Source organism: Streptococcus sp. GP0011, assembly GCF_030546305.1.
Classification (GTDB): domain Bacteria; phylum Bacillota; class Bacilli; order Lactobacillales; family Streptococcaceae; genus Streptococcus.
Genome location: NZ_JAUONR010000001.1, coordinates 40,810 through 65,873, shown reverse-complemented (window position 1 = coordinate 65,873; position 25,064 = coordinate 40,810). Strand labels below are relative to the sequence as shown.

The following is a 25,064-nucleotide window of genomic DNA, read 5'->3' as shown; positions in this document are numbered from 1 at the left end:
GTTATATCGTTTTATTATACCATAAAAACGCCCTAAAAATCCATCAGATACTAAGAAAAATCAAAGCCTAAACCACTTTTTCACTAGTGATTCAAACTTTGATTTTTTTATAGTATTCTATCTCATTCCCATTTGGGCGAGTTTGGTTTGGTATTTATTTTGATCGACTAGAAGTCCTTGTCCACCATAGATATCATAAGCGTCCACCCAGTCACCAAGTTCTGGGACGGTGAGTCTCTCAATGCCATTTTGAGCACCTTCTAGGACAGATAAGCCATTGGTCAACAAGAAGCTATATGGTAGATTTGTTGAGGTCATGCCAAAGACTTTTCCAAGTGCCTCTGATCCCGTAAAGAGCTTGGTTGGATCTTTGATTTGCTCAAGAACTGCTGACATGACTTGTTGCTGACGTTTGGTACGGCCGTAGTCTCCCTCGTCATCATCACGGAAGCGAGCATAGTTCAGCAAGGTGGATCCATTCATCTGCTGTTTTCCAACTTTGATGGTTTGGGTTGGGGACTCTGTCTCTGTTGCATGAAGGTCATCTCCAACTGTGGCTTCTGTTAAAGGTTGACCATTCAATGTTGAGAATTGGGCATCAATCGTTACTCCGTCAGGGAAGAGGGTATCAATAGCTGTTGCAAAGGCCTGAAAGTCAACTAGGGCATAGTACTTAATATCCAAATCAAAGTTGTCTTTTAGAACCTTGCGGACCATTTCAGCCCCTTTTTGCCCTTCTTGTTCCCCAAGTTCATAAGCAACGTTTAGTTTGTTATCCGTCTGTTTCTGGCCATTTACAATCTTACTATACCCGTCGATATAAACTAAGTTGTCACGCATAAAGCTGACTAGTTTAATCTTCTTATCCGATCCACTGACATTCAGTACCATGATTGTGTCGGTACGGGTCTCCGCACTATTTTGACCGATACGGCCATCTGTCCCCATGACTAGGATATTCACACCATCTTTGTTATCCTGACCGTTAAAGACCTCTACTTGAGCTGCCTTGGCATCAGCTGGCTTATTGCTTGGATTGGCTGCTGACTGGAACCCTCGAAGAAACATAAAAATCATTCCTGCAAGCACACAAGTAATCAACAGCAGGAACCAAGTCAGTATTCGTTTGAAGCGAATTCTTCTTTTTTTCTTTTTGACTTTAGGTTGAGGGGCTACCTTTTCACGTTTCTTAGACCGGCTTCTACTGCCATAAGTCGGAAGATCAATGTCTCTACCCCAAGATTCTTCTTTTTCTTCTTGTTGGAAATGGTGAACTTCAGACTTGGGACCTGCCATTTTCTGTTGCAGATAATCAAATTCCCTCCGTTCACGGTCGTTGAGGTAATGGATATTTTTGAAGAGATAGTCATAACGTAACTGCTCGTGATGACTTAAAGGATTTTCTTTGCTCATTGACTCTCCTTTTCTAAATCAGTTATGGTAAAAATCGGGTAGGTTCCCAGTATCTTGTGCTGAATTCCAATGGCTTCTAGTTCTTGTCTGGCAAAATGAATCAGTTCTTTGTCACTATAGTCTACATCAATAATAAAAAAGTATTCTCCCAAGGCTGTTTTAAGGGGGCGACTTTCAATCTTTGTTAAGTCAATCCCTCTCCAAGCAAAAGTCGAAAGTGCCTTGTAAAGAGCACCAGGTAGATTGTCTGGTAAGGTCAAGGCCAAACTCATTTTTTCAGCTTGCGAGTTCAAAGGAATCATCGGTATCTCTGCCCCTAATACCCAAAAACGTGTGAAATTGGCTTCCATCTCCTGAATATCCTCTGCAATTAATTCCAAGCCATATTCTTCGGCAGAACTTCTTGGTGCAATGGCTGCATAAGGCTGGTCTGGATGTTCCGAGATAAAGCGGGCCGCATAGGCGGTACTGGCTGTTACCTCAATTTTAGCCTCTGGATAGTGTTTGTCGATGAATTTCTTTCCTTGAGCTAGAGCCTGAGGATGGGAAAAAATTTTCTCAATTTTTGACTGACCTGGAATCACCATCAACTGCTGGTGAATGGGCTGGACGATTTCTGCAACTGCTTGGATGCGAGCCTGATGAAAAAGATAATCCAAACTTTCATGGACACTACCTTCAATGGAGTTTTCAACTGGTACCACAGAATAATCCACCAAGCCTTGCTCATAAGCCTTGATAACATCTGTGATATTGGCAAAAGCCTGCAATTCCTCTTTGGGAAAGGCTGTCTGCACAACATGATGCGAAAAAGATCCCTTGGGACCTAGATAGGCAATTTTCATCTCAGCTCCTCTATAATTTCCTCTGGACTTAACTTGGTCACATCCAGAACTTGACTGGCTACTTCCTCATACCAAGCTTGTCTTTCATGGAAAATAGCTGCTAGTTCTTCCTTACTTTTGTTAAGAAAGAGCGGGCGCTGATTGTCCTTATCAGCTGCGATACGTTGGTAGAGGGTTTCAAAATCTGCTTTTAGGTAGATGTTATCATGATTGGTTTTGAGCAAGTCACGATTTTTGTGAGAAATGACAACTCCTCCGCCAGTTGACACAACTCGGTCCGTTTTTAGTAAGTCAGCTAGGACTTCTGACTCTACTTGACGAAAGGCCACTTCTCCCTTTTCAGCGAAGAAATCCGCAATGGACATGCCCAAATGTTCCTCGATTAAGGTATCCATATCGATGTAGTCTGGGTCCAATCCTCTAGCGATTGTCGACTTGCCTGCCCCCATAAATCCAAGTAATACCTTAGCCATGAATCAAGCTCTCCAAATCATCAAAGAAGCTAGGATAGCTGGTATTGATGGCTTCAGCACGGTCAAGTTCCACTTCTCCATCCGCAACCAAGAGGGCTGCAATAGCTGTCATCATTCCAATTCGGTGGTCACCAAACGTATTGACTCTAGCGCCATGAAGTCTTGATTTCCCTTTGATAATCATCCCATCTGCTGTAGGAGTGATATCCGTCCCCATGCTATTTAAGGCGTCAGCCACCACCTGAATGCGGTCTGTTTCCTTTACCTTGAGTTCCTCAGCATCCTTAATGACCGTTACACCTTGTGCTTGTGTAGCTAAAAGGGCAATAATGGGCAATTCATCAATCAAACGTGGAATCAAGGCTCCACCTATCTCTGTTCCTTTCAGGTCTGAAGACTCGACAGTCAGGGTTGCTGATTTAGCGACTGGGTCAATTTCAGTTATTTCTAGTTTTCCACCCATGGCGCGAATGACATCAATAATACCAGTACGCGTTTCATTGATGCCCACATTCTGCAGCACCACACGAGAGTTTGGAACAATCAAACCTGCGACCAACCAAAAGGCTGCACTGGAAATATCTCCTGGAACAACTACCTTTTGTCCGGTCAGTCTTTGTGGTCCTTGGACTGTGATTTTCTTACCTTCCACACTTAAATGGCCACCAAATTGTTGTAGCATATCTTCAGTGTGGTTACGAGTACATTCTTTCTCGATAATAACGGACTCCCCCTGAGCCTGCAAGGCTGCAAATATCAAGGCGGACTTGACTTGAGCAGAGGCGATTGGCAACTCATAGTGAATAGGTGTTAGGTTTTTCATCCCTTTTAAGTGAAGAGGAGGCAGGTCTCGCTCAGTTTGCCCTGAAATGCTGACACCCATTTTTTTCAATGGAATCGTCACACGGTCCATAGGACGTTTAGAAAGACTATCATCTCCAAACATCTCTACTTCGAAGTCTGCACCAGCAAGGACACCTGAGATCAGGCGAATCGAGGTGCCAGAATTTCCCATATCCAAGGCGTTTTGCGGAGCTTTTAAGCCATCCATGCCTACACCTTGAATGGTAATAACCCCATCTTTGTCCTCAATTTCAACACCAAGATCACGAAAAACCTGCATGGTTGAGAGCACATCCTCTCCACGCAGAATATCATAAACCTTAGTCTCGCCCTCAGCCAAACTTCCAAAAATAATCGAACGGTGGCTGATAGACTTGTCACCTGGTACCCGGATACTGCCATGTAAGTGGCGAATGTTTGTTTTTAGTTTCATAGTTGACCTCATACTTGCAATACTTTTCTTATTTTATCACAAAAAAGCCAGAAATTCCTGAAATTTCTGGCTTTTATACAGATAAAATACTATTTCAATAATTCCGAAACAGGTTCAAAGACAATTTTTTCAATGTCTGAAAGGTAAATAGACAATTGTTGCTGTTTGGCAAAGAAATCTGACAAAAGAGCGTTCTCTTGGATTTGCCTGCTGAAAGACTGCATCTTTTCTTGGAAAGAAGCATCTGGCATTTGTCCAGTTTGAGCCATGACTTGGATTTCTTGCTGGAAGGCAAGGTAATCTGCAAAAATCTTGCTAGCTTGTTCATCTGCTTGGATGGCATCTTTGGCTGCTTTGACAGCCTTGTATTCTGGTAATTCGCGTAAGCCGCGACTGAGTTCATTTGCACTATCATAAATATTTGACATGATTTTCTCCTTATTTGATGACGACTGTGTAGTCCGTATTTTCTGAAATTAAGCGCTCAGCACGTTCCAAATCCTGAGCATTTTTAAAGGAAATTTGGAGAATCCCGTGAATATCCTCACGGTTTTCTTCGTTGATGTGAATGTTGACCAAGGAAGTTCCTCTTAGCAATTCCAAAATCCGCAAGATAACATCTTCTTCATCGGGAACATCAACATAGAGGTCATAAGAACTGTCCACGCCTCCACGTTTATGGATTTCCATGGCCTGACGTTGCTCACGCGCTTGGTTGAAAAAGTTCCAAATCTGCTCTTCTTCCCCCTTGCTAATAGCCTGACCAATCCCATCTAAGCGTTCCTTGAAATCTTCAATCCGCTCTAGGATGGTCTCGCGATTGGACAAAAGAATAGAAGTCCACATACCTGGTTCACTCTCTGCAATTCGAGTCATATCTCGAAAACCACCAGCCACAAAGCGCCTTGTCATCTCATGTTCTTGAGCATAGATAACTGTTTGCTCCATGAGACCTGATGCCAAGATATGTGGAAAATGACTAATCTGTGAAGTCACTCGATCGTGCTCCTTGGCATCAATTTCAATGAAACGAGCATGTAAACCAGAAAGTAGGTCCTTCATTTCTGAAAGGGTTTCTGGAGTGGTCAAGCTAGATGGAGTAAAGATATAGTAGGCATTTTCAAAGAGATTGACATCCGCAGAGGCAGCTCCTGTCTTGTGGCTACCAGCCATAGGATGAGCCCCGACAAAACGAATTGACTTGCCAGCCAAGTATTCCTCAGCAACTTCCACAATGGCTGACTTGGTTGAGCCCGCGTCCGAGATAATGACGCCTTCTTTCAAGTTCAAACCTGCCAACTCCTGAATAAAAGCAATGGTCTGCTTGATTGGCAAGGTCAAGATGATGATATCTGCCAAAGGAGCAAAACTGGCAAAATCATCCGTCGCACGGTCAATCATACCTTCTTTCAAGGCAATATCTCTCGAAGCCTGACTGCGATTATAACCTAGAATTTCATAATCAGGATGATCACGCTTGATACCTAGGGCCATAGAAGCTCCAATCAATCCAAGACCTGCTATATAGACTGTTTTTGCCATAGGAACTCCTTAATAGTTCTTTGTATACTCACGGTGTTTGGCTACCGCTTCCTTTAATTCCTCTAGGTTGTCCGATGAGAATTTTTCAAGAATTTCCTGCGCCAGAACCGTTGCCACAACAGCTTCCATGACCACACCTGCTGCTGGAAGAGCGGTCGGATCACTTCTTTCCACAGTTGCCTTGTAAGATTCGTGAGTCTCGATATCCACACTCATAAGTGGTTTATAAAGAGTGGGAATGGGTTTCATGACACCTCGAACAACGATGGGTTGCCCGTTGGTCATACCACCTTCGAAACCACCTAGATTATTGGTACGACGAGTATATCCGTCTTCTTTAGACCAGAGAATTTCATCCATAACTTGGCTGCCTTTTCGGTAACCAGCTTCAAAGCCGAGACCAAATTCCACCCCTTTAAAGGCATTGATAGAAACAACTGCTTGGGCCAATCGCGCATCTAATTTTCTGTCCCATTGGACATAGGAACCAAGACCAACTGGTACGCCTCCGACGACTGTCTCCACAACCCCACCAATGGTATCACCGTCACGTTTGATTTTGTCAATATAGTCCTTGATTTCCTGTTCTCGTTCTTTGTTGACAATAGAAACTTCAGACTGGGCAGCTCGTTCCTTAATCTCAGCCACTGTCAGATTTTCAGGTACATCGATTTCCTTGCCACCAAAGACCACGACATGATTGGCAATCTCCATATCCAGTTCAGCTAAGAGACGTTTGGCTACTGCTCCAACTGCTACTCGCATGGTTGTTTCACGAGCTGATGAACGCTCCAAAGAATTTCGCAAATCGTCAAAACGGTACTTGATGCCCCCAACCAAATCAGCATGACCTGGACGAGGATGGGTAATTTTTCGTTTGCTTTTAAGGCGGTCTTCAATGTCCTCCGCAGACATGATATCCAGCCATTTCTGGTGGTCCTTATTGATAACATCCATAGTAATGGGAGCCCCTGTCGTCTTCCCGTGACGAACACCAGAAGTAAAGATAACCTGATCACTCTCAATTTTCATACGGCCACCACGACCGTAGCCACCCTGACGGCGTTTAAGGTCCCCATTAATATCCTCAGCTGTCAAAGGAAGTCCCGCTGGAATTCCTTCAATAATAGCCGTCAGACGGGGGCCGTGTGATTCTCCTGCAGTTAAATATCTCATACGTTCTCCTTATTTTACCAAGTAGTCTTTCATCTCTTCCAGAGAAACTGGGTGAATGGTTGCCGAACCAAGCTCTGGCACCAAGACCAATTTCAAGGTATTACCTCGCGCTTTCTTGTCATGAGTAAGTGCTTGATAAAGCTTATCAACATCCCAGTTTTCATAGTTGACAGGCAAACCAAATTTCTGGCACATCTCTGTGATAGATTGGGTAATACCAGCTGGCATAAGGCCTTTTTCCTCAGCAACCTTGGAAATCTGCACCATTCCCATAGCCACAGCCTCTCCATGCATGACCTTGCCATAACCGGCCGTTGCTTCAATAGCATGACCAATAGTGTGCCCAAAATTGAGGTAAAGGCGAACACCGTTATCCAACTCATCCTCAACCACCATCTTGCGCTTCACCTGACAAGAATGTTCAATCAAAGTCTCTGCATGCTCCAGAATGCTCTCTACAGAACCATCCAGCTCCGTCAAGAGAGCCCACAGTTCTGGATCCTCAATCAGGCCGTACTTGATAACCTCACCCATTCCTTCAATCAGCTCTCTTTTTCCGAGCGTTTCAAGGACCAGCGGGTCGATTAGAACTCCATCTGGTTGTGCAAAAGTTCCCACCATATTTTTAGCAAAAGGAGTATTGACACCCGTCTTTCCACCGATAGAAGAATCCACCTGGGCTGTCAAACTAGTCGGAATCTGAACAAAGTGAATGCCCCGCATATAGGTAGAGGCTACGAAACCAGCCAGGTCTCCAACGACACCACCGCCAAGAGCCACAATCCCATCGCTACGAGTCAGACCTTGCTTGACTAGAAATTCATAGACTTTCTGAACAGTGGTTAAATTTTTTCGTTCTTCGCCTTCTAAAAAGTCAAAAACAGCTACCTGAAAACCAGCATCTTCTAGGCTGAGTTTAACCTTCTCTGCATAGAGAGAAGCTACATGGTTGTCGGTTACTATAACCACTTTTTGAGGTTGCCAGAGTTCTCGCAACCACTGACCAGCCTGAGCTAGACAACCTTTTTCAATCTGAATATCATAAGGATGATGCGGAATATCGATTCTGATTTTCATAGTAGGGTCTCCTTTTCACTATTTATATTTTTCTGTTAAGGACTGCCAAATCTCATCTGTCGGCATTTCTTTACCTGTCCACAGTTGAAAAGCTTCAGCAGCTTGGTAGAGCAACATCCCAAGGCCATTGATTGCTTGATTCCCCTGACTTCTAGCCCATTTCAAAAATGGCGTCTCAAAGGGTTTGTAAATAATATCTGCGACCAAGAGAGCCTCTGGCAAATTGATGCTTTCTGGAACCGGGGACGACTGGCCATCCATGCCCACACTGGTAGCATTGGCTAATAAGTCCGACTCAGCAATCCTTGCTTGCAATTCAGAAAGATCTTCTAAAGCATACAAGTCCACTTTAAAACCTGTTTGCTCCTGCAACTTGTCTAGGTAAGGTCTTGTTTTTTCCATGGAAACTGAACGCACAAAGACTGAAATATGACTGACGCCATCCAGAATAGCCTGCGCCAAAATGGACTTGGCGGCACCACCTGCGCCCAGAATGGTCATTTTCTTATCCGAGATTGTAAAAGAAGGCAAGCTCTTAAAGAATCCCTTGCCATCTGTATTATATCCAATTAACGTTCCGTCTTGATTAACAACTGTGTTGACCGCCCCAATCAAACGAGCTTCATCACTCAACTCATCCAGATAAGGAATAACCTGCTCCTTGTAAGGCATAGACAGGTTGATGCCAAACATCTGGTAACGTCGAATATTGGCGACTGTTTCTGCCAAATCACCCGCTTCAATCTCCCAAGCTACATAGGCACCATTAATAGCTGTCGCCTCAAAGGCCCTATTGTGGATAAAGGGTGAAATAGAGTGTTTGATGGGATTGGCAACAACTGCAGCTAAACGTGTATAGCCATCAAGCTTCATCCAAAATCTCCCTGATTTTCTTCATGTTTGATAGCGAAATCTGACCTGGGGCACTCGCTTCATCCAGACTAGCAAATGACCAACTTGAACCCGTCACATCTGAAGTAATACGGGATACCTTGCCCATTTTCCCCATGGAAATGGTCACGTACTCTTGCTCAGGATTGAGTGTTTTAAATCCTCGTGTGTAGTTCATCAGATCTAAAACATCCTGCTCCGTATGGGCCATAACTGATACCTTGACCACTTTCGGAGAGAGACTGGTTAACTCAGACAAAATCTCCATCATATTTTCAGGTGTCTCTTGGAAATTATGGTAACTCAAAACAAGATTTGGAAAATCCAACATTTCCTCAAAAACGTCCTTGTAGCTGAAATACTCAAAATCTACATAATCCGGCTGATAAAGCTGAGTAACTTCCTTGATGATTTGAACATACTCTTCTGAGGAAAGTTCGATTTCTCCTCCCTCAGCTCGGGTCCGAAGGGTAAATACAAGTTCGCGTCCTGCAAATTTCTCAAAGATAGCGGGTGCTACCTGTAAAATAGCGTCCTTTGTAAGAAAGTCCGCACGCCACTCAATGATATCGGCATCTTCATACCTAGTTGCATCCAGTTCTTGCGCTTCTTCTAAACTTCTTGGCATCACTGAAACGATTAATTTCATCTACTAACCTTCATACTAATCACCTTGAGGTAATTACTGCTTTCATCTTTTTTATTATAGGCAAAGTCTGCTGGAAGTCCGTATTGGTTCAAAACCTGATATCTTCTTCCTGCAAAACCTTTATCAATTTGTTCTGTAAATTTCTGGCGGGAAACATTGGCAGCATTGGTACTGGCAATGATAATGCCTCCCGGATTTAAAATCTCTAGACTCTGGGAAATCAACTTGTGATAGTCCTTAGCTACAGAGAATGTTTGTTTTTTATTGCGGGCAAAGCTCGGCGGATCAAGAACAATCACATCATAGGTCAAGCCTTTTCGCTTGGCGTACTTGAAGTACTCAAAAACATCCATGACGATAAAACGGTGATTGTCCGTGCTGAGTCCATTTGCCTGAAAATGAGCTTCTGACAGCTCTCTGGACCGTTTGGCCAAGTCGACAGAAGTCGTCTCACTCGCACCTCCCATAGCTGCAGCAACAGAAAAGGCAGCCGTATAGGAAAACATATTGAGCAAGGATTTGCCCATGGCTAGACCGTCAACCAGACTCCCACGAACCTCATGCTGGTCCAGGAAAATCCCTGTCATCAAGCCATCATTCATAAAGACTTGATAGAGAACGCCATTCTCAAGAACAGTAAAGTAATCTGGCGCGTCCTCACCATAAACAGAGGCAGACTCGTAGTCTAGACCTTTAAAACGAATCTTTTCATAAGCCCCCAAGATCTCAGGAAAAACTTCCTTAAAAGCCTTTACGATCAGCTCACGAATCTGGTAAACAAAGGAGTTGTACCAAGAAAAGACAGCATAATCTCCATAGAGATCAACAGTCAGACCACCAAAACCATCCCCCTCTTGGTTAAAAAGGCGAAAGGCAGTGGTCAAGTCATCTTGATAATAAGGCTTTCTAACTTCCTTGGCCTTACGAAGCAGAATTTCAAAAAAGGCTTGATTGAAACGAACCTTTTCCTTGCTGATGAACCAACCGATTCCCTTGTTCTGCTGAGAAAGATAGGCGCTCCCTAAAAACTTCCCGTCTTGACTAAGAACTTCTACTGCCTGATCCGTCAGATCAATATCTGTTAAATCACTTGCTTCCAAAAGAACTAGACCCTTAGCTAGCTTTTTTTCAACACGTCTGCTGACTCTAATTCTATTCATAGCTACTATTATAGCAAATTTTGTGACAATTCTCAAAAAAGAAACCGTTTAACCAGTTGTACTTTAGTTTACTGAGTGTCATTTTTGTTCAAATAAGTTTATGTCATTTACTTTTTCGCCAAGATATCCTCTCCCTTGTAGTGGAAGGAGAGTTTTCACGCGCTAAAAATAGACAAATTCAGAAATGAGTATAGAATCTTGCGCAAACGTTTGGCTAGTTCTAAACTTTATGGTAGAATAAAACACAACATGGATAAGCAAGAGGAAAAACAATGCAAAATCAGACACTTATGCAATACTTTGAATGGTATCTGCCTCATGACGGCCAGCACTGGGCTCGACTGACAAATGACGCAGAGCACCTAGCAAACCTTGGTATCAGCCATGTCTGGATGCCACCTGCCTTCAAGGCAACAAACGAAAAAGATGTAGGCTATGGTGTTTACGATCTTTTTGACCTAGGTGAATTTCACCAAAAAGGGACTGTACGTACCAAGTATGGGTTTAAAGAAGACTATCTTCAAGCCATTCAAGCCCTAAAGGCACACGGAATCCAACCAATGGCTGACATCGTTCTCAATCACAAGGCTGCAGCAGATAAATTAGAAGCCTTTCAAGTTATCGAAGTAGATCCCGAGGACCGTACAGTTCAACTAAGCGAACCCTTTACTATCAACGGATGGACCCACTTCACTTTTGATGGACGTCAGAAAACCTATAATGACTTTGAATGGCACTGGTACCACTTTACAGGTACAGACTACGATGCCAAGAGACGTAAGTCTGGTATTTACCTGATCCAAGGAGACAATAAAGGTTGGGCAAACGAGGAATTGGTCGATAACGAAAACGGCAACTACGACTACCTCATGTACGCTGACCTAGACTTTAAGCATCCTGAAGTCATCCAAAACCTCTATGATTGGGCTGACTGGTTTATGGAAACGACTGGTGTAGCTGGTTTCCGTTTGGATGCCGTTAAGCACATTGATTCCTTCTTTATGGGCAATTTCATCCGTGATATGAAGGAAAAGTACGGTGAAGATTTCTATGTTTTTGGGGAATTTTGGAATCCAGACAAAGAAGCTAATCTGGACTATCTCGAGAAAATAGAAGAACGCTTTGACCTTGTCGATGTTCGTCTCCACCAAAATCTCTTTGAAGCCAGTCAAGCTGGATCAAGCTATGACCTTCGTAGTATTTTTAACGATAGTTTAGTGGAAATTAAACCTGATAAGGCTGTCACTTTCGTGGACAACCATGATACTCAAAGAGGACAGGCACTTGAATCAACCGTCCAAGAATGGTTTAAACCAGCAGCCTATGCGCTCATCCTTCTTCGTGACCAAGGTCTTCCATGTGTCTTTTATGGAGACTATTACGGCATTTCAGGGCAGTATGCCCAAGAAGATTTCAAAGAAGTTCTTGACCGTCTCCTAGCCATCCGAAAAGACTTGGCCTATGGAGAGCAAACAGACTACTTTGACGATGCTAACTGTATTGGATGGGTCCGTTCAGGCGCTGAGAACCAAACACCGCTCGCGGTCCTTATCTCAAACGACCAAGAAAACAGCAAGTCTATGTTTGTTGGTCCAGAATGGGCTGATCAAACCTTTGTTGACCTCCTTGAAAATCATCCAGCACAAGTTACGATCAATGCTGACGGTTATGGAGAATTCCCAGTAGCGGCTGGTTCAGTCAGTGTCTGGGCAACAAAATAAACCTATCAGTTATAAGTCAAATCCAACCGGATTTGGCTTTTTTGTATGCACAAAAAGACCTACCCAAATGGATAGATCTTTATTGTCTTATAATTTACCTGCTACTGCATCCAGCAATTCCTGAATCTTAGCTTGGTTGCTTCCTCCTGCCATGGCCATGTCTGGTTTACCACCACCACGTCCATCGACGATTGGAGCCAATTCTTTAACCAAGTTACCTGCGTGGATGTCTTTTGTCTTGCTGGCTACAAGAAGGTTGACCTTGTCACCAATTGCTGCGACAAGAACAAGCACGTCAGAGTAGTCTTTTTGTTTCCAGTTGTCCGCAAAGGTACGAAGGGCACCTGCATCTGATACAGAAACTTGGCTTGCAATGTAACGATGGCCGTTATCTTCCTTCACGTCCTTGAAGACATCACCTGCGGCAGCGGCTGCTGCTTTTTCCTTCAATTCTGCATTTTCTTTTTGCAATTGACGGAGTTGCTCTTGAAGTCCTTCAACTTTATGAGGTACTTCTTTGAGTTGAGGTGCTTTCAAGGTTGCTGCTACTGCTTTCAGAGCGTCTTCTTGTTCGCGATAGGCTTCAAAGGCTTCCTTACCAGTCACTGCCAAGATACGGCGAGTTCCTGATCCGATCCCTTCTTCTTTGACAATCTTGAAGAGACCAATCTCAGAAGTGTTGCCAACGTGGGTACCACCACAAAGTTCCACTGAGTAGTCACCGATAGTCACAACACGAACTTCCTTACCGTATTTCTCACCAAAGAGGGCCATAGCTCCCATTTCCTTGGCAGTGTCAATATCTGTTTCAACAGTTTCTACTGCCATTGCTTCCCAAATTTTCTCATTGACTTGTTGTTCAATGGCACGCAACTCTTCAGGAGTTACGGCTTGGAAGTGCGTGAAGTCAAAGCGAAGGAATTCGACTTCGTTCAGAGATCCTGCTTGTGTCGCATGGTGGCCAAGGATATTGTGAAGGGCCGCATGGAGCAAGTGAGTTGCTGTGTGGTTTTTCATGACACGGTGACGACGATTGGTATCAATTGCCAAGATGTATTCTTGGTTCAAAGCAAGAGGTGCAAGAACTTCAACAGTATGAAGAGCTTGTCCGTTTGGCGCTTTTTGAACATCTGTCACAGTAGCCACAAGTTTTCCTGCAGCATCCAAGATTTGACCGTGGTCAGCTACTTGTCCACCCATTTCCGCGTAGAATGGAGTCTCTGCAAAGATGAGAGAGGCAGTTCCTTCAGAAACAGCTTCAACTTCAGCATTGTTCGCTACGATAGCCACCAACTTAGAAGGCAATTGGCTGGCATTGTAGTTGAAGACACTTTCCACTGTAATGTTTTGAAGGGTTTCATTTTGCATACCCATTGAGCCACCCTTAACAGCTGATGCACGCGCACGTTCTTGTTGCTCTTTCATGGCTGCTTCAAAACCTTCACGGTCTACAGTCATACCAGCTTCTTCAGCGATTTCTTCTGTCAACTCAACTGGAAATCCATATGTATCGTAGAGTTTGAAGACATCTTGCCCCGCGATAACGTTTTGACCTTTGGCTTTCAAGTCAGCTACGATGGTTTCTGCAAAGTGTTGACCTGAGTGAAGGGTACGAGCAAAGGATTCTTCCTCGCTCTTGACAATTTTCTCGATAAAGTCACGTTTTTCAAGCACTTCTGGGTAGTAGCTTTCCATGATTTTTCCAACAGTTGGAACGAGTTTGTAAAGGAAAGGCTCGTTGATACCCAATTTTTGACCGTGCATAGAAGCACGACGGAGCAAACGACGAAGAACATAACCACGACCTTCGTTTCCTGGAAGGGCACCATCACCGATGGCAAATGAAAGGGAACGAATGTGGTCTGCAATGACCTTGAAGCTCATGTTGTCGCCATCTTGGTCGTAGACCTTACCAGACAATTTCTCAACTTCACGAATGATTGGCATGAAGAGGTCTGTTTCAAAGTTCGTCTTAGCCCCTTGGATAACGGCCACCAAACGCTCCAAACCAGCGCCCGTATCAATGTTCTTGTGCGGCAATTCCTTGTACTCGCTACGAGGAACAGCAGGATCAGCGTTAAATTGTGACAAAACGATGTTCCAGATTTCGATGTAACGGTCGTTTTCGATATCTTCTGCAAGCAGGCGAATACCGATGTTTTCTGGGTCAAATGCTTCTCCACGGTCAAAGAAGATTTCAGTATCTGGCCCAGAAGGCCCCGCACCGATTTCCCAGAAGTTGTCTTCGATTGGGATCAAGTGGCTTGGGTCCACTCCTACTTCAATCCAGCGGTTGTAAGAATCTTTATCGTCTGGATAGTAGGTCATGTAGAGTTTTTCAGCTGGGAAATCAAACCATTCAGGACTTGTCAAAAGTTCATAAGCCCAAGTGATAGCCTCGTCACGGAAGTAATCCCCAATAGAGAAGTTCCCCAACATTTCAAACATGGTATGGTGGCGAGCCGTTTTTCCGACATTTTCGATGTCATTAGTACGGATGGCTTTCTGCGCATTGGTAATACGCGGATTTTCAGGAATGATGGTTCCGTCAAAATATTTCTTAAGGGTTGCTACCCCAGAGTTGATCCACAAAAGAGTTGGATCGTTTACTGGAACCAAGCTCACTGATGGTTCTACAGAGTGGCCTTTGCTTGCCCAGAAATCTAGCCACATTTGGCGAACTTGAGCACTAGATAGTTGTTTCATAATATCTCCTTATTTACTTGTTTAATTTGATTGACTTTCCAGCATCTCCACATAGTCAATCGCGACACAGAGGGAAATGACCAGGTCTGCATAAGAGTCTTCATAGACGGTTACGTTGTAGGTTGAGGTCAAATGGAAAATCTCTTTCCGAATCTCGGCGACAAGTTGATCACGATCATCCAGCAATTTGAAATTCAAATCCCAGATATTGCCCTCGATACGAAGCCCGAGATCATCAAACTCATACTTATCTCGCCAGAAGGTCAACTTCTTACGAATGACGAAATTGGAACCGTTTCGTAACTGGATAGTAAAGCGAGGAAGCAAAGTGAAAAATTCTTTACTAATCTCACTGACTTGCTCACCATAGGCGTCATAGATGGTAAAGGTCTTAGGAATTTGGAAAAATGATCCCTCCACCTGATAGTTCACTACTCCTCTATCATCCTTGATATCAAAACGTTCGCCTCCAAGACGAAACTTTTGTTTGACAAGAAATGTCTTCATAAACACCTCCAAAAATCAAAAGACAAGTCCATATCACGAAGGGCGAAAAACCGCGGTACCACCTTCATTCAATGAACTTGTCATTCTCATAATCTTATGCAATTGTCTGATTGAGTAGCATGATTTCCTAGCTTAGATGGCTCGCAGCACCGCCAATTCTCTGGACTAAGATGACAGAAAATCAATTCTCAACTTTTTTATTATATCGTTTTTTGGGTTCTGCGTCAACTAGGAAAGCAAGCACTTGCAATCACATTATATGTATCATCAGCAAATCGATTTATTGATAAAGTATATTATTGACGAAGTAAGTCAAGCATTTCATTATTAAGTGTTTGATAACAAGAGAAATAGCTATCATCAATCTCAAATGTATCTTGTAAAATAAAGCGTAAGGTATCTATTGTCTGTTGCAATTTCTTTGAATTGACTAGTTTACTATCAATCTCTGACAAGCCATGTGCCACCTTATTTCTCTCACCATTTAAGCTATTTATTAGCTTTATTGACTTAATTAATTCAGGAGAAACTTGATAATAAGATAGAATATTTTCATAAGACAAGAGATTTAAGGTTGACTGAGGGGAATAAATTCTTTCCTTCTCATCTTTTATACCCTTGGCTTTCTTAAATTCTAGGTCAATGAAATCTAAAATAGCTTCAAAATCCTTGTATTCTTCATTTAACTTTGGAAAAGTCCCATCATATTTGATTAAATCTGGATAATCTTTCTTTATCTTCTCCTCGATGATAAATTCAACATAAGACTTTGATTTGATTAAGACATCAGCAACCTGCCCTCTCTCTTTCAAAACTTCAATCATTAAAAAGTAATTAAGAGCTTTTTTCTCAACCTCTGTGAGTGAATATCCCTGAATATCTTTTAAAATCGCTTGAGTTTTAAATACTTTTACAAAATCATTTAATATGTCTCTTAAACGAGCTAATTTCTTTTTAGAAAGTAATTTATTGTATTCTTTTCTAGTAACTAATTCTTCCGCAGCAAGATAATCATAAGAAGAGATTAAATTTCTTAAGTGGCGCTTGATAAGAGACTGATTGAATTTCTCTGATTCATCTTTGATTGTACGATTTTCGTAATCCTTTTGATTATCCTCGTTCTCGTCAAAAAGCTTCTGCTCACCTTCACTTGTAAGGGGCACATACTTTCTGTTTGCAGATTTGTTAGGAGTTGCAACCTGTATGGCTTGCGTATTATAATCATTAATTCGATTTAAGGCAAATAAAGCAGAAATAATCTGAGGTGTCCCTGAAGATAGATTTAAGATTAATTGATGATCTGTTCCAGAATATTTTTCAATAATCTGTCCCATCACTTCATACATTTTATCAAACAGATAGACTTCATCATTTTTCAATATGATTGATTCAATAACCACTTTAGGATGATAACCCTCTATTGAACACAATGCTTTCTCAACAAGATCTTTTTTTACTAACATTTCTTCACTATAAACCAAAACAATTTGTTCAGGTCTATATGTTCGAGCAATATGTAATAAAGCTGCATCTCGATTATTGCTTATCGGATCTGTCGTTCCAACTGCTGAAATTAAAATTTCCAAGATATTCTACCTCTCATTATTTCAGTAATTCTAATAATTCCTTATTTAAGTCCTTGTAAAAGCTAAAATCCTTCTCAACGAGTTGATACTGTTCCTTGACTAGTCCCTTTAAGGTTTTTAGGACAGGACCTAACTGTTTTAATTCCTCAGAATCTAATGGATCCAATTTATGAGCTACAGTATTTCGAGTTGAATTCATGCTAATAACTGGTTTGATTTTTTTATATTGATTCCACTCATGTTTTTCTTTTAAGATCTTACTATAATCCCAAATCCCGAGATAATATTTCTCTGATTCACTCACGTAATTATCCAAAAATCCTGGATAACGATTTTCGATATAATCTTCTAAGATAAACTCTGTAAGGTTTTTAATTCTAATCAGACCTTCACTAAAATTACCACGTTCTTTTTGCAAATCAATAGTCAAATAAGCATTTAATACTTTTTTCTGTTCTTCGCTCCATTTTTTCTTTTGGAGGACTTGAGGTACAGCTTGCCTGTCTAATGAATCTACAATATCTTGCAACTTCTTGCGACATTCTTTCAAACCAGGAAAGTCTGATAATTGATTAGCAACCTCTAAACTAGCTTTGTAATCATATTTCGTAATAAAATCACGTAAAGTTTTCTTCATTAAGCCTTGTTTAAACTTCTCTGAAGTATCTTCAATGGTTCGGTCGATATAGTCCTGTTTGTTATCTAAGTTCGTATCAATCAGTGCGTCAATATCTTCTGAATCATCATGTCCAACTCCTGCATTTGAATCATTTTCAGGACTTGAAACTTGTACTGCCTTGACATTGATTTCACTAAGTCTATTAATCACAAACAAAGCCGATTTTACTTGAGGAGTTGCACTTGAAAGATTGAGAATAAATTCGTCGTCTTTTGTATAATACTTTTGTATAATAGCATCAAATTGTTCATACATGGTATCAAAAACAAATACATCTTCATTCAAGATAATTGGTTCATGACATACAATTTCTGGGAGGTATTCAGAATCGATAGAGTGAATTACTTTATCAATATCATCTTTCTTACTAATTGTTCTCTCTGAAAAAACAATAATTATCTTTTCTGGACGGTATTTTCTCGCAATATGAACTAAAGCCCCATCGTGAAAATTACGGATTGGATCTGTATCACCCACTGCTGAAATTAAAACCTTCATCAACTAATCTCCTTAATTATGAAATTAGCTTTCCCCATTTCATAGAAAGACTCATCATTCATTATCAGTTTTCGAGTTGCTTGTGTTGTTTTAACATTTTTCATTGGTGCTTTTGTTAATTTCAACACTCCCTTACCAACCATCTTTGTCTTCATTCGACTATACCGTTTTTGTAAGATTCCATCCGCTTGTTGAAACAAGGTCTTTGTCCAGGCTCCACTTCCAGCTCCCAAATAGATAGGATATTGAAGATTTGGCTGAATCTTATTTTCAGGAAAATCTGATAAGAAAAATTCTTTATATTCTTTGTAAAAAGCTTGCGCTCTCTGTCCTAATTCCTCAATTAAGATTCCAGCTTCCTTAGTGGTTGTAGTAATGGTGAAACTGATTCTAGTTAAGGGTACGATTGCTTCTCTGTATAAAGGAAGAGGCTTGGCAGTTAAAGACTTGGCTGAATAATCCCATTTTTGAACTAGAATAATCTGCTCATTGTTAAATGGCTTACTATCACTAACACGAATAGCATTGAACAAGTCATTAAATTCTTGACCCTTTTTGGCACCCCATGGAATCATCTTTTTGTTTTCTTTAGGACCTCTCCCACGAAAATCGACTGCATTCCTATTGTTCCAGTCAGGATTGGTATTCATTAAAATGGTCCGAATAGCTCCCTTTAAGGAACTACCTGGAATATACGGACTCCCAAAAGGGTCTCTAATAAATTTTGCAACTTCATTTATCGTGCCTAATTTGGAATCGCGATTATTTTTTTCAATTTCCAAACCAGTCTCAACAATCCGGTAACCACCGAAATCACGATTAGATATCCGGTTATCATCCAAGAAGGAAATCAAGCGATTATTTCTGGCGTTTGGCTTTGTCTCTTGTAAAAAACGCTCAAACTTCTGATCGTATCCTTTCTCCACCATTCGATTATAAAACTTACCCATATCAGGGAAATAAAAGTACCCCTTTTCATAGATAAATTCTCGAGAAGTATATTTCTCACCACTCCCAATATGAATAGGGGCCATGGCTAGGAGGCTGAATTGAAAGGTTCTATATTCTGTTTTCATCTTTCTCCCTCCATCTTGAAAAATAGTGGCTTAGCATAGTTTAATACTTCATGCGGGAAATCAAGAGGCCTTACATCTACAATCTGTCCTGTAAAGGTTTCACAGAAAGTAGATCCAGAAGCAAACTTATATAAATCCTGCTTACGATAATTTTCATTAGTTTCTGTACTAAAGGCAAAACCACTTGATTTACTTAGTAAATAGGAACCAGTTTCCATAGCATGTTCAAGTTCCTTTTCAATGGGTAAAGAAGTTGTTAAGGCCATGACTGTTCCTTGATGGACCTTAGTAAGACGATTTTTAAGAGCATCAGGTATGTCTGTAATGGTTAAATCAAACCGTCCATAGCCGCTAGAACGTTTACCCCCAATTCCCGCGTACTGCAAACTTGTCATGAGTTCATTCAAGAGGTTTGATTCGGTAGCAATAACATAGAGAGCAGACTGATCTGCAAATCGAACGGTAGAAACTTGATAAAGATGTCCATCCACATGAGGTTGGTTTTTAGTGATGATGTTTGTTACTGCATGTTCTGCGTCTTCAAAAAGCGTTCCATTTACATAAGAATCAAATTTATCCAAAGGGATAAACTGAAGTTTCTTTGCCATTTTAGCTTGACGTCTTACTTCTTTGACATCCGTTGTTAAGTCCGGCTGTTCAAACTTTGGAAATCCTATCGGCTTAGGCAAAAATGGGCCTGACTTATATGGAAATGCATCAGTCAAAACAAAATCATCTTGACCTGCTAATGACACAAATTCCTCCATTTTCCCCATTTTTTTCGCCTCAATAGCTAAGGCAGAAAATAATCGGTCAGCTGCAAAAGTCATTTTAGAACTATCCAGAGTACCTGTTCCAAAGTGAGCAGACTGAAAGTTCATAATATACATCTTATAGGTCATACTAGACCTCCGTAGTTAAAAGTTCATTCAATCTACTAACATCATAGTTTCCGAAAACTGTATTTGCTTTAAGATCCTCAAAAACAACTTTACCATATCCACGAGAGCCAGATCCACCTAAATAATCAAGTTCCAGAAGTTTTAATCCATCAAGTATTACTTTGAAATCTTCTTCCACTTGATCTTCACTGTCATCTGTGATTTCATAGATTAATTCAAATGCAAAAGCACTCTCACGGATGGCACGTTCAATTTGTCTTGGATTCGCTTCAGCAGTGATACGGTCAATAGTATTTTCAAACTTAACTTCAGTATAACTCTTGACCCCTAATGAATCTAACTTGTCCTTATTGATTAAAAAAGCATCTCTAAAAATGAGTCGCCCCATTTTATAGCGATTATCAGAACTGTTCCCAAAGAGTCGACTTAGAATTTCTCCATCTTCTCCTGGTTTCTTAGCTAGTCGTTTATTATGAACTTTTGAAAGAAGACTGCGCATCTTCCCTTTGATACTTGAACCAGGAATAATGGGTAAGTTAGTAATAGGATCCTTGATTACAGGAGAATCAGTAGCCCCAATTGCCGCAAAAGCATTGCTTGTCCCAATATGAAGTCCTGTTTCTAGACGAATTTGTGCTGTTACTTGAATTTTTGCAAATGCCATTAATCTTTTCCTCCATAAAATTTGAAATAAGCTACTAGTGCTTCCATATAGCGACAAAAACGTTGGAGACTTTCTTGATTGTTTATTTCTTTTAAAATGTCTAGAATTTCAGCCTTTTTAACCAAGTCTTTAACCGAAGTTTCTCGGCCCGATTGATAAACAAACTGCACTCTCAAATAAGCAATTTTGTCAGCTAAATCCTTATACTCTCTAACCTTACTTTCATCAAAGAGAGTACTCGTCAAGCTTAGTAGGTTTCTAATTTTGCTAGTTGTTAAAAGGAATGCTTCAGGGTTCCTAGAATCTCTAGTGTTTCGATTCAGTGATTTAATAACATTCTCTGCCTTATCTACGTAATTATCATCTGTTAAAATTGCCATCTATGAATCCTTTCTAATCTCATAAATATATAGAAGTAAAGCTATCTCTGCTTCCTTACGTTCATTATCTCTACCTGTATACCAAGAAAAGAATAAATCTTTAAACTCTTTAAATTCTTCTTTTTTATCCTTAGAAGTTTGATCTTCTAATCGCGTCAAATAATAGGCTAATCGAGCAATATTCATACGATCGTAGTTCCGAAGGAGCTCAATAAGTCTATATACAAAACTCTTTCCGCGCTCATCTTGAATATTAAAGTAGTAACGAATGCTCTTCAGTTTCCCATTATAGACATTGTCAATAAATTGGTCGAACTTCAAGGTATAATTTTTTTCAAAAAGTGAGATACTATCCTTGTCGTTATCCTTGGCTGCTCCTTCTAGCTTACCAGTTTCTTCAGCCATGAGGCTAACTGGGGTTTTATCTGGAAAGAGACCAATCCCTGCTGATAGGGTTAATTTGCCATTTGTCCACTTGATAAAGTTTTGTCGGAGACAAATGGTGAACTCAATAATATCCTGCCAGGAACCGATAGCAAATACATCATCTCCACCGGCATATATAATCGATAGTTTTTTCTCTTTGGCAAACTGGTTGATATAGACCTTAAAGAAGAGACTCATACTTCTAGAGAAGGTCGCCGAACGTGCCAGAGTATTATATTTGCCACCATCTTGATAGGAGAACCCAGCCATAAAGGCTGCTCCTAGATCATCCACATCTAGTCGAACTACTGCCAGACGCTTGATGCCTTGTCCAGTTTCCCTATCCTGAGATAGTTTGGCATACTCGTAAATCTCATCATACTTGTAATCTCCGACAAAGACATGGGTTGCTTTTAGGATATCTGTACTATAGCTATTCTTGACATAAACACGAATCCACTCTTCTTTAGCAAGGTCGGTTTTGGAAATACCTCTAATATAGGCTCCCGGACCTATCGGGAGGCCTTTTTCTTTTGTCACAATATAGTAGCTTTCTTGTATCTCCTTGGCAAAGCGATACATTCCTGCACAGATATGGCAGACCTCTTGGTCATTATGCTGGGTAAGTTTTTCGACTGAATGGCAAATAGCACATTCCATCTGGGAACTTTTTCCTCCTTGGTTGAGTTCAAGGAGAGTTTTGGCATCGTAACGAGAAATTTTCTTTTGGGAAATCATCCGACTAGTTGTTTGATAGACTTTTCGATAGTCGGCCAGTGTCGTTGTCATATCATTGGCAGAAAACGGACTCCAACCAAATGCTACATACAAGCCTGTCTGGAAATGCTTGACCAAAAACTGATTGAATTCTGCTTCAAAGTTAGCCAAGCTCTCTCTAGTTTTTTCTGTGTTTGGAAGGATAAAGTAGGCGTGCCCGCCACCGACGTAGAGAAGATTAGCCCTCGTAAGCTCTAACTTCTCCAGTAAGCTGTCAGCAATATGTTCCCCCATAAAATCTAGATACAAGGAACGTGCTTTTAGTTGCTTGGCTGCTCCAGCTGTTGCGATATTGTAGATAAAATCCTGAATCCCTGACAAGTCAAAACTTGCTAGTAAAAAGGCCTTCTCGCTATAAAAAGCTTCTAAATCTTGCCCCAGTACCTTCTCATAGTCACGGCAATTCTTGTCTGCTAAATAGTTTTCTATAGCTAGGGCAAAGCCAGCTGTCAGACGACTGTAGGTTGCTAGAGAAATATCTGATAATTCCTTGGTCCTTGTCGAAACAGGCACATAGGAAAGAGTAGACTCAAGAAGATTCAAAAGGGTATCTATCTCAAACTGGCTAAAGTCCAATCTCTCAAACTCTTTTTCTAAGGTCTCTACTATCAAGTCATAGTCTGACTGGTCAGACGGCTCACTCGATCCCTTAGCATAGTTTGGTTCCCCGTCAAGCTCTAATAGTCGTGCATCGAGATAACGCTGACTAGGGCTATCTGAAAATACATTGAAGATATCCGATTGTTTGCTTAGGAAATCTTCTTTTCCTTCATGAATTCTTGCTGCCCCTTTTAGTCCTGAAGCAATCTTTGCAGCAGCTGACGTGATATAGACCAAACTATCAGGAGCCAAATCCGTCGTCAAATCACTAGAAGTCGCCTTGGCTATCTGCTGGGCTATTTTTTCATTATCCGAAAAGCGTCTAAACCATTCGGACCCAATGGTACCTAAGTCTTTCTCATCATACCTGGAACCTTGAATCACCTTGCCGATAGCGTGCAAAAGTGATCCATAGACTAAGTCAATCTTTTCTTTCTTCAAGTTCTAAACCTCCCATCCCTAAGCTAGTTTTCATACCTAGACCTGAGTATTCCCCAAATTTTAGAAGCATATTAGCGTATGCTTTCAAGGTATTTGGACCTGTAATTTTAAAGGTCAACCTTCCCCTGAATCCAGGTATTTTCTTACCATGTACTTTAAAATAGCTGGATTCCAATCGATAGCTGGTAATTCTACTATGTTTGACCAGGTAGTCCAGGGTTTCCTCTTCGATGTCCTGACGATTCTCGACCAGACGTGCATACTTCATCATCAAACTCTGAAAGATGAGGCGCATGCTAGGAAAGAGTACGTACTCTCCCTGGGAGCGAAATCCTGTCGGAGTTTGAAAATGAATGGTAAAGAGTGACCGATCTTGGTTTTCATTAAAGAACTCAAAGAGTTGCTCCGAACTGAGATCTTGCATGGACAAAGACTCCACCATAAGAGTCGGCAAGTCATGAAGTTCTACTTTCTTGAGCTCCAATAGAACAGGCAAAATCTGCTTGACAGCCTCATCCGTCAGGAGGTGAAGGGACCATAGGGTCTTGTCCTTTTGATGGATGATTTTTAGTGAGTAGGGGTTGGTCTCTTGCTCATGTAGCCAAGTCACATAGTCTGGTTCTATGTTTTCCATAAGAAAACCTTGAAATTTTGTCGATAGGTCGCTCGGTGATTGCTCAATCCGCTTAAATGATAGTTCGATGTGTTTCATATGCCTCCTTTATTGATACAATTGCGCTTTTGCTTTCTCATGAGCGCTTTTTTTCTTTTACTTTTGGAATCCTTTGCCCTTATGAAACTGTCCCCTCTCGAGGTAGATAGGTAGCTATACTTGACGGTTACGAGGTCGAGAAAGAGAAGCGGTATTTGTTTCCGGCCCCTCGCGAGGTAGATTGGTAGATATACCGATGAATAAAAATAACTGGAAACTACGTTTACAAAAGTTTCCGGCCCCTCGCGAGGTAGATAGGTAGCTTTACAAACGAATACAAGTGCATCTATCGTAAGCACTCAAAATGGGAAGTTCCCGACCCCTCTCGAGGTAGATAGGGATCTATACGTTTGACTCATACGATTTAGAGTTCGTTTCATTTACGTTTCCGGCCCCTCTCGAGGTAGATAGGTAGCTATACTTACCGTAAATTAAAAGGAAATGTCACTATTTTTCAGCCGATGTTTCCGGCCCCTCTCGAGGTAGATAGGTATCTATACAAGGTTAAGCCTGAGCAATTGTTCCAAGCTCTTGCAAAGTTTCCGGCCCCTCTCGAGGTTGATAGGTAGCTATACCCGTCAAAGAAAAAGATAGTAAGTTGACACGCCTTCCAGTTTCCGGCCTCTCGCGAGGTAGATAGGTATCTATACAAGAGTACAAAAAATACCTTTCTAACCTTAACAACCAACTTGTTTCCGTCCCCTCTCGAGGTAGATAGGGAACTATACAAGTTAGATGTGAAGCATGATCGCTATACTGGCAACTGGTTTCCGGCCCCTCGCGAGGTAGATAGGGATCTATACTTTCATTGTTTGAAAACATTCATTTCTGGTATAGAGAGTTTCCGGCCCCTCGCGATGTAAATAGGTTTCTATACCTGAATCTGC

22 protein-coding genes are annotated in these 25,064 nt (G+C 41.3%); 1 reads left to right on the top strand and 21 read right to left on the bottom strand.

Annotated features, from left to right (window positions below; translation table 11 throughout):
- Positions 1 to 117 precede the first annotated feature (117 nt).
- The 11 genes from Q4443_RS00335 to Q4443_RS00285 form a co-directional block, all read right to left on the bottom strand.
- The gene (locus Q4443_RS00335) at positions 118 to 1,413 is read right to left on the bottom strand and encodes an LCP family protein (RefSeq protein WP_049519540.1); all 1,296 of its coding nucleotides are present in this window, start codon (positions 1,411 to 1,413) and stop codon (positions 118 to 120) included.
- Positions 1,410 to 2,258: a prephenate dehydratase gene (gene pheA, locus Q4443_RS00330; protein ID WP_049519539.1), complete on the bottom strand. Its 849-nt coding sequence runs from the start codon at positions 2,256 to 2,258 to the stop codon at positions 1,410 to 1,412. The genes Q4443_RS00335 and pheA overlap by 4 nt, the downstream gene beginning before the upstream one ends.
- Positions 2,255 to 2,731 carry a shikimate kinase gene (locus tag Q4443_RS00325; protein WP_049519537.1) on the bottom strand — a complete coding sequence of 159 codons (477 nt, stop codon included), beginning with the start codon at positions 2,729 to 2,731 and terminating at the stop codon, positions 2,255 to 2,257. Before Q4443_RS00325 ends, pheA begins: the two co-directional genes overlap by 4 nt.
- Entirely contained in the window at positions 2,724 to 4,007 is a 1,284-nt protein-coding gene (aroA, locus tag Q4443_RS00320) for a 3-phosphoshikimate 1-carboxyvinyltransferase (RefSeq protein WP_049519535.1), read from the bottom strand. Before aroA ends, Q4443_RS00325 begins: the two co-directional genes overlap by 8 nt.
- Before the next feature lie 89 nt (positions 4,008 to 4,096).
- Positions 4,097 to 4,435 carry a YlbF/YmcA family competence regulator gene (locus Q4443_RS00315; RefSeq protein WP_049519533.1) on the bottom strand — a complete coding sequence of 113 codons (339 nt, stop codon included), beginning with the start codon at positions 4,433 to 4,435 and terminating at the stop codon, positions 4,097 to 4,099.
- A 10-nt stretch (positions 4,436 to 4,445) separates the two neighbouring features.
- Entirely contained in the window at positions 4,446 to 5,549 is a 1,104-nt protein-coding gene (locus Q4443_RS00310; protein ID WP_049519531.1) for a prephenate dehydrogenase, read from the bottom strand.
- Positions 5,550 to 5,558: 9 nt separating this feature from the next.
- Positions 5,559 to 6,725 carry a chorismate synthase gene (gene aroC / locus Q4443_RS00305; protein WP_049519530.1) on the bottom strand — a complete coding sequence of 389 codons (1,167 nt, stop codon included), beginning with the start codon at positions 6,723 to 6,725 and terminating at the stop codon, positions 5,559 to 5,561.
- Positions 6,726 to 6,734: 9 nt separating this feature from the next.
- On the bottom strand, positions 6,735 to 7,802 hold the full coding sequence (gene aroB, locus Q4443_RS00300; protein WP_049519528.1) for a 3-dehydroquinate synthase: 1,068 nt from the start codon (positions 7,800 to 7,802) through the stop codon (positions 6,735 to 6,737).
- A gap of 18 nt (positions 7,803 to 7,820) precedes the next feature.
- Positions 7,821 to 8,675, bottom strand: coding sequence for a shikimate dehydrogenase (locus tag Q4443_RS00295; protein ID WP_049519526.1), 855 nt, complete (start codon positions 8,673 to 8,675; stop codon positions 7,821 to 7,823).
- The gene (aroD, locus tag Q4443_RS00290) at positions 8,665 to 9,342 is read right to left on the bottom strand and encodes a type I 3-dehydroquinate dehydratase (protein ID WP_000767778.1); all 678 of its coding nucleotides are present in this window, start codon (positions 9,340 to 9,342) and stop codon (positions 8,665 to 8,667) included. The genes Q4443_RS00295 and aroD overlap by 11 nt, the downstream gene beginning before the upstream one ends.
- Positions 9,339 to 10,502, bottom strand: a complete 1,164-nt coding sequence (locus tag Q4443_RS00285) for a class I SAM-dependent rRNA methyltransferase (protein ID WP_049519524.1) — start codon at positions 10,500 to 10,502, stop codon at positions 9,339 to 9,341. Before Q4443_RS00285 ends, aroD begins: the two co-directional genes overlap by 4 nt.
- A gap of 272 nt (positions 10,503 to 10,774) precedes the next feature.
- Here Q4443_RS00285 and Q4443_RS00280 point away from each other — a divergent pair, with 272 nt between their 5' ends.
- On the top strand, positions 10,775 to 12,223 hold the full coding sequence (locus Q4443_RS00280; RefSeq protein WP_049519522.1) for an alpha-amylase: 1,449 nt from the start codon (positions 10,775 to 10,777) through the stop codon (positions 12,221 to 12,223).
- 87 nt (positions 12,224 to 12,310) lie between these two features.
- On the opposite strand, the gene alaS is transcribed toward Q4443_RS00280, so the two are convergent.
- From alaS to cas6, 10 genes are all read right to left on the bottom strand, one after another.
- Positions 12,311 to 14,929: an alanine--tRNA ligase gene (gene alaS / locus Q4443_RS00275; protein ID WP_049519521.1), complete on the bottom strand. Its 2,619-nt coding sequence runs from the start codon at positions 14,927 to 14,929 to the stop codon at positions 12,311 to 12,313.
- A 21-nt stretch (positions 14,930 to 14,950) separates the two neighbouring features.
- The gene (locus tag Q4443_RS00270; RefSeq protein ID WP_049519519.1) at positions 14,951 to 15,436 is read right to left on the bottom strand and encodes an LURP-one-related/scramblase family protein; all 486 of its coding nucleotides are present in this window, start codon (positions 15,434 to 15,436) and stop codon (positions 14,951 to 14,953) included.
- Positions 15,437 to 15,732: 296 nt separating this feature from the next.
- Positions 15,733 to 17,022: a type III-A CRISPR-associated CARF protein Csm6 gene (csm6, locus tag Q4443_RS00265; protein WP_049519517.1), complete on the bottom strand. Its 1,290-nt coding sequence runs from the start codon at positions 17,020 to 17,022 to the stop codon at positions 15,733 to 15,735.
- A gap of 16 nt (positions 17,023 to 17,038) precedes the next feature.
- Positions 17,039 to 18,199, bottom strand: a complete 1,161-nt coding sequence (locus Q4443_RS00260; RefSeq protein WP_049519515.1) for a CRISPR-associated protein Csm6 — start codon at positions 18,197 to 18,199, stop codon at positions 17,039 to 17,041.
- Positions 18,199 to 19,275: a type III-A CRISPR-associated RAMP protein Csm5 gene (csm5, locus tag Q4443_RS00255; RefSeq protein ID WP_049519514.1), complete on the bottom strand. Its 1,077-nt coding sequence runs from the start codon at positions 19,273 to 19,275 to the stop codon at positions 18,199 to 18,201. The genes Q4443_RS00260 and csm5 overlap by 1 nt, the downstream gene beginning before the upstream one ends.
- Positions 19,272 to 20,177: a type III-A CRISPR-associated RAMP protein Csm4 gene (gene csm4 / locus Q4443_RS00250; RefSeq protein WP_049519512.1), complete on the bottom strand. Its 906-nt coding sequence runs from the start codon at positions 20,175 to 20,177 to the stop codon at positions 19,272 to 19,274. The genes csm5 and csm4 overlap by 4 nt, the downstream gene beginning before the upstream one ends.
- Before the next feature lies 1 nt (position 20,178).
- Entirely contained in the window at positions 20,179 to 20,841 is a 663-nt protein-coding gene (gene csm3, locus Q4443_RS00245) for a type III-A CRISPR-associated RAMP protein Csm3 (protein ID WP_049519511.1), read from the bottom strand.
- Positions 20,841 to 21,221: a type III-A CRISPR-associated protein Csm2 gene (csm2, locus tag Q4443_RS00240; RefSeq protein WP_049519509.1), complete on the bottom strand. Its 381-nt coding sequence runs from the start codon at positions 21,219 to 21,221 to the stop codon at positions 20,841 to 20,843. The genes csm3 and csm2 overlap by 1 nt, the downstream gene beginning before the upstream one ends.
- On the bottom strand, positions 21,222 to 23,465 hold the full coding sequence (gene cas10 / locus Q4443_RS00235) for a type III-A CRISPR-associated protein Cas10/Csm1 (RefSeq protein ID WP_049519507.1): 2,244 nt from the start codon (positions 23,463 to 23,465) through the stop codon (positions 21,222 to 21,224).
- Positions 23,446 to 24,177 (bottom strand): CRISPR-associated endoribonuclease Cas6, encoded by a 732-nt coding sequence (cas6, locus tag Q4443_RS00230; RefSeq protein WP_049519505.1) that lies wholly within the window; start codon positions 24,175 to 24,177, stop codon positions 23,446 to 23,448. Before cas6 ends, cas10 begins: the two co-directional genes overlap by 20 nt.
- Positions 24,178 to 25,064 lie beyond the last annotated feature (887 nt).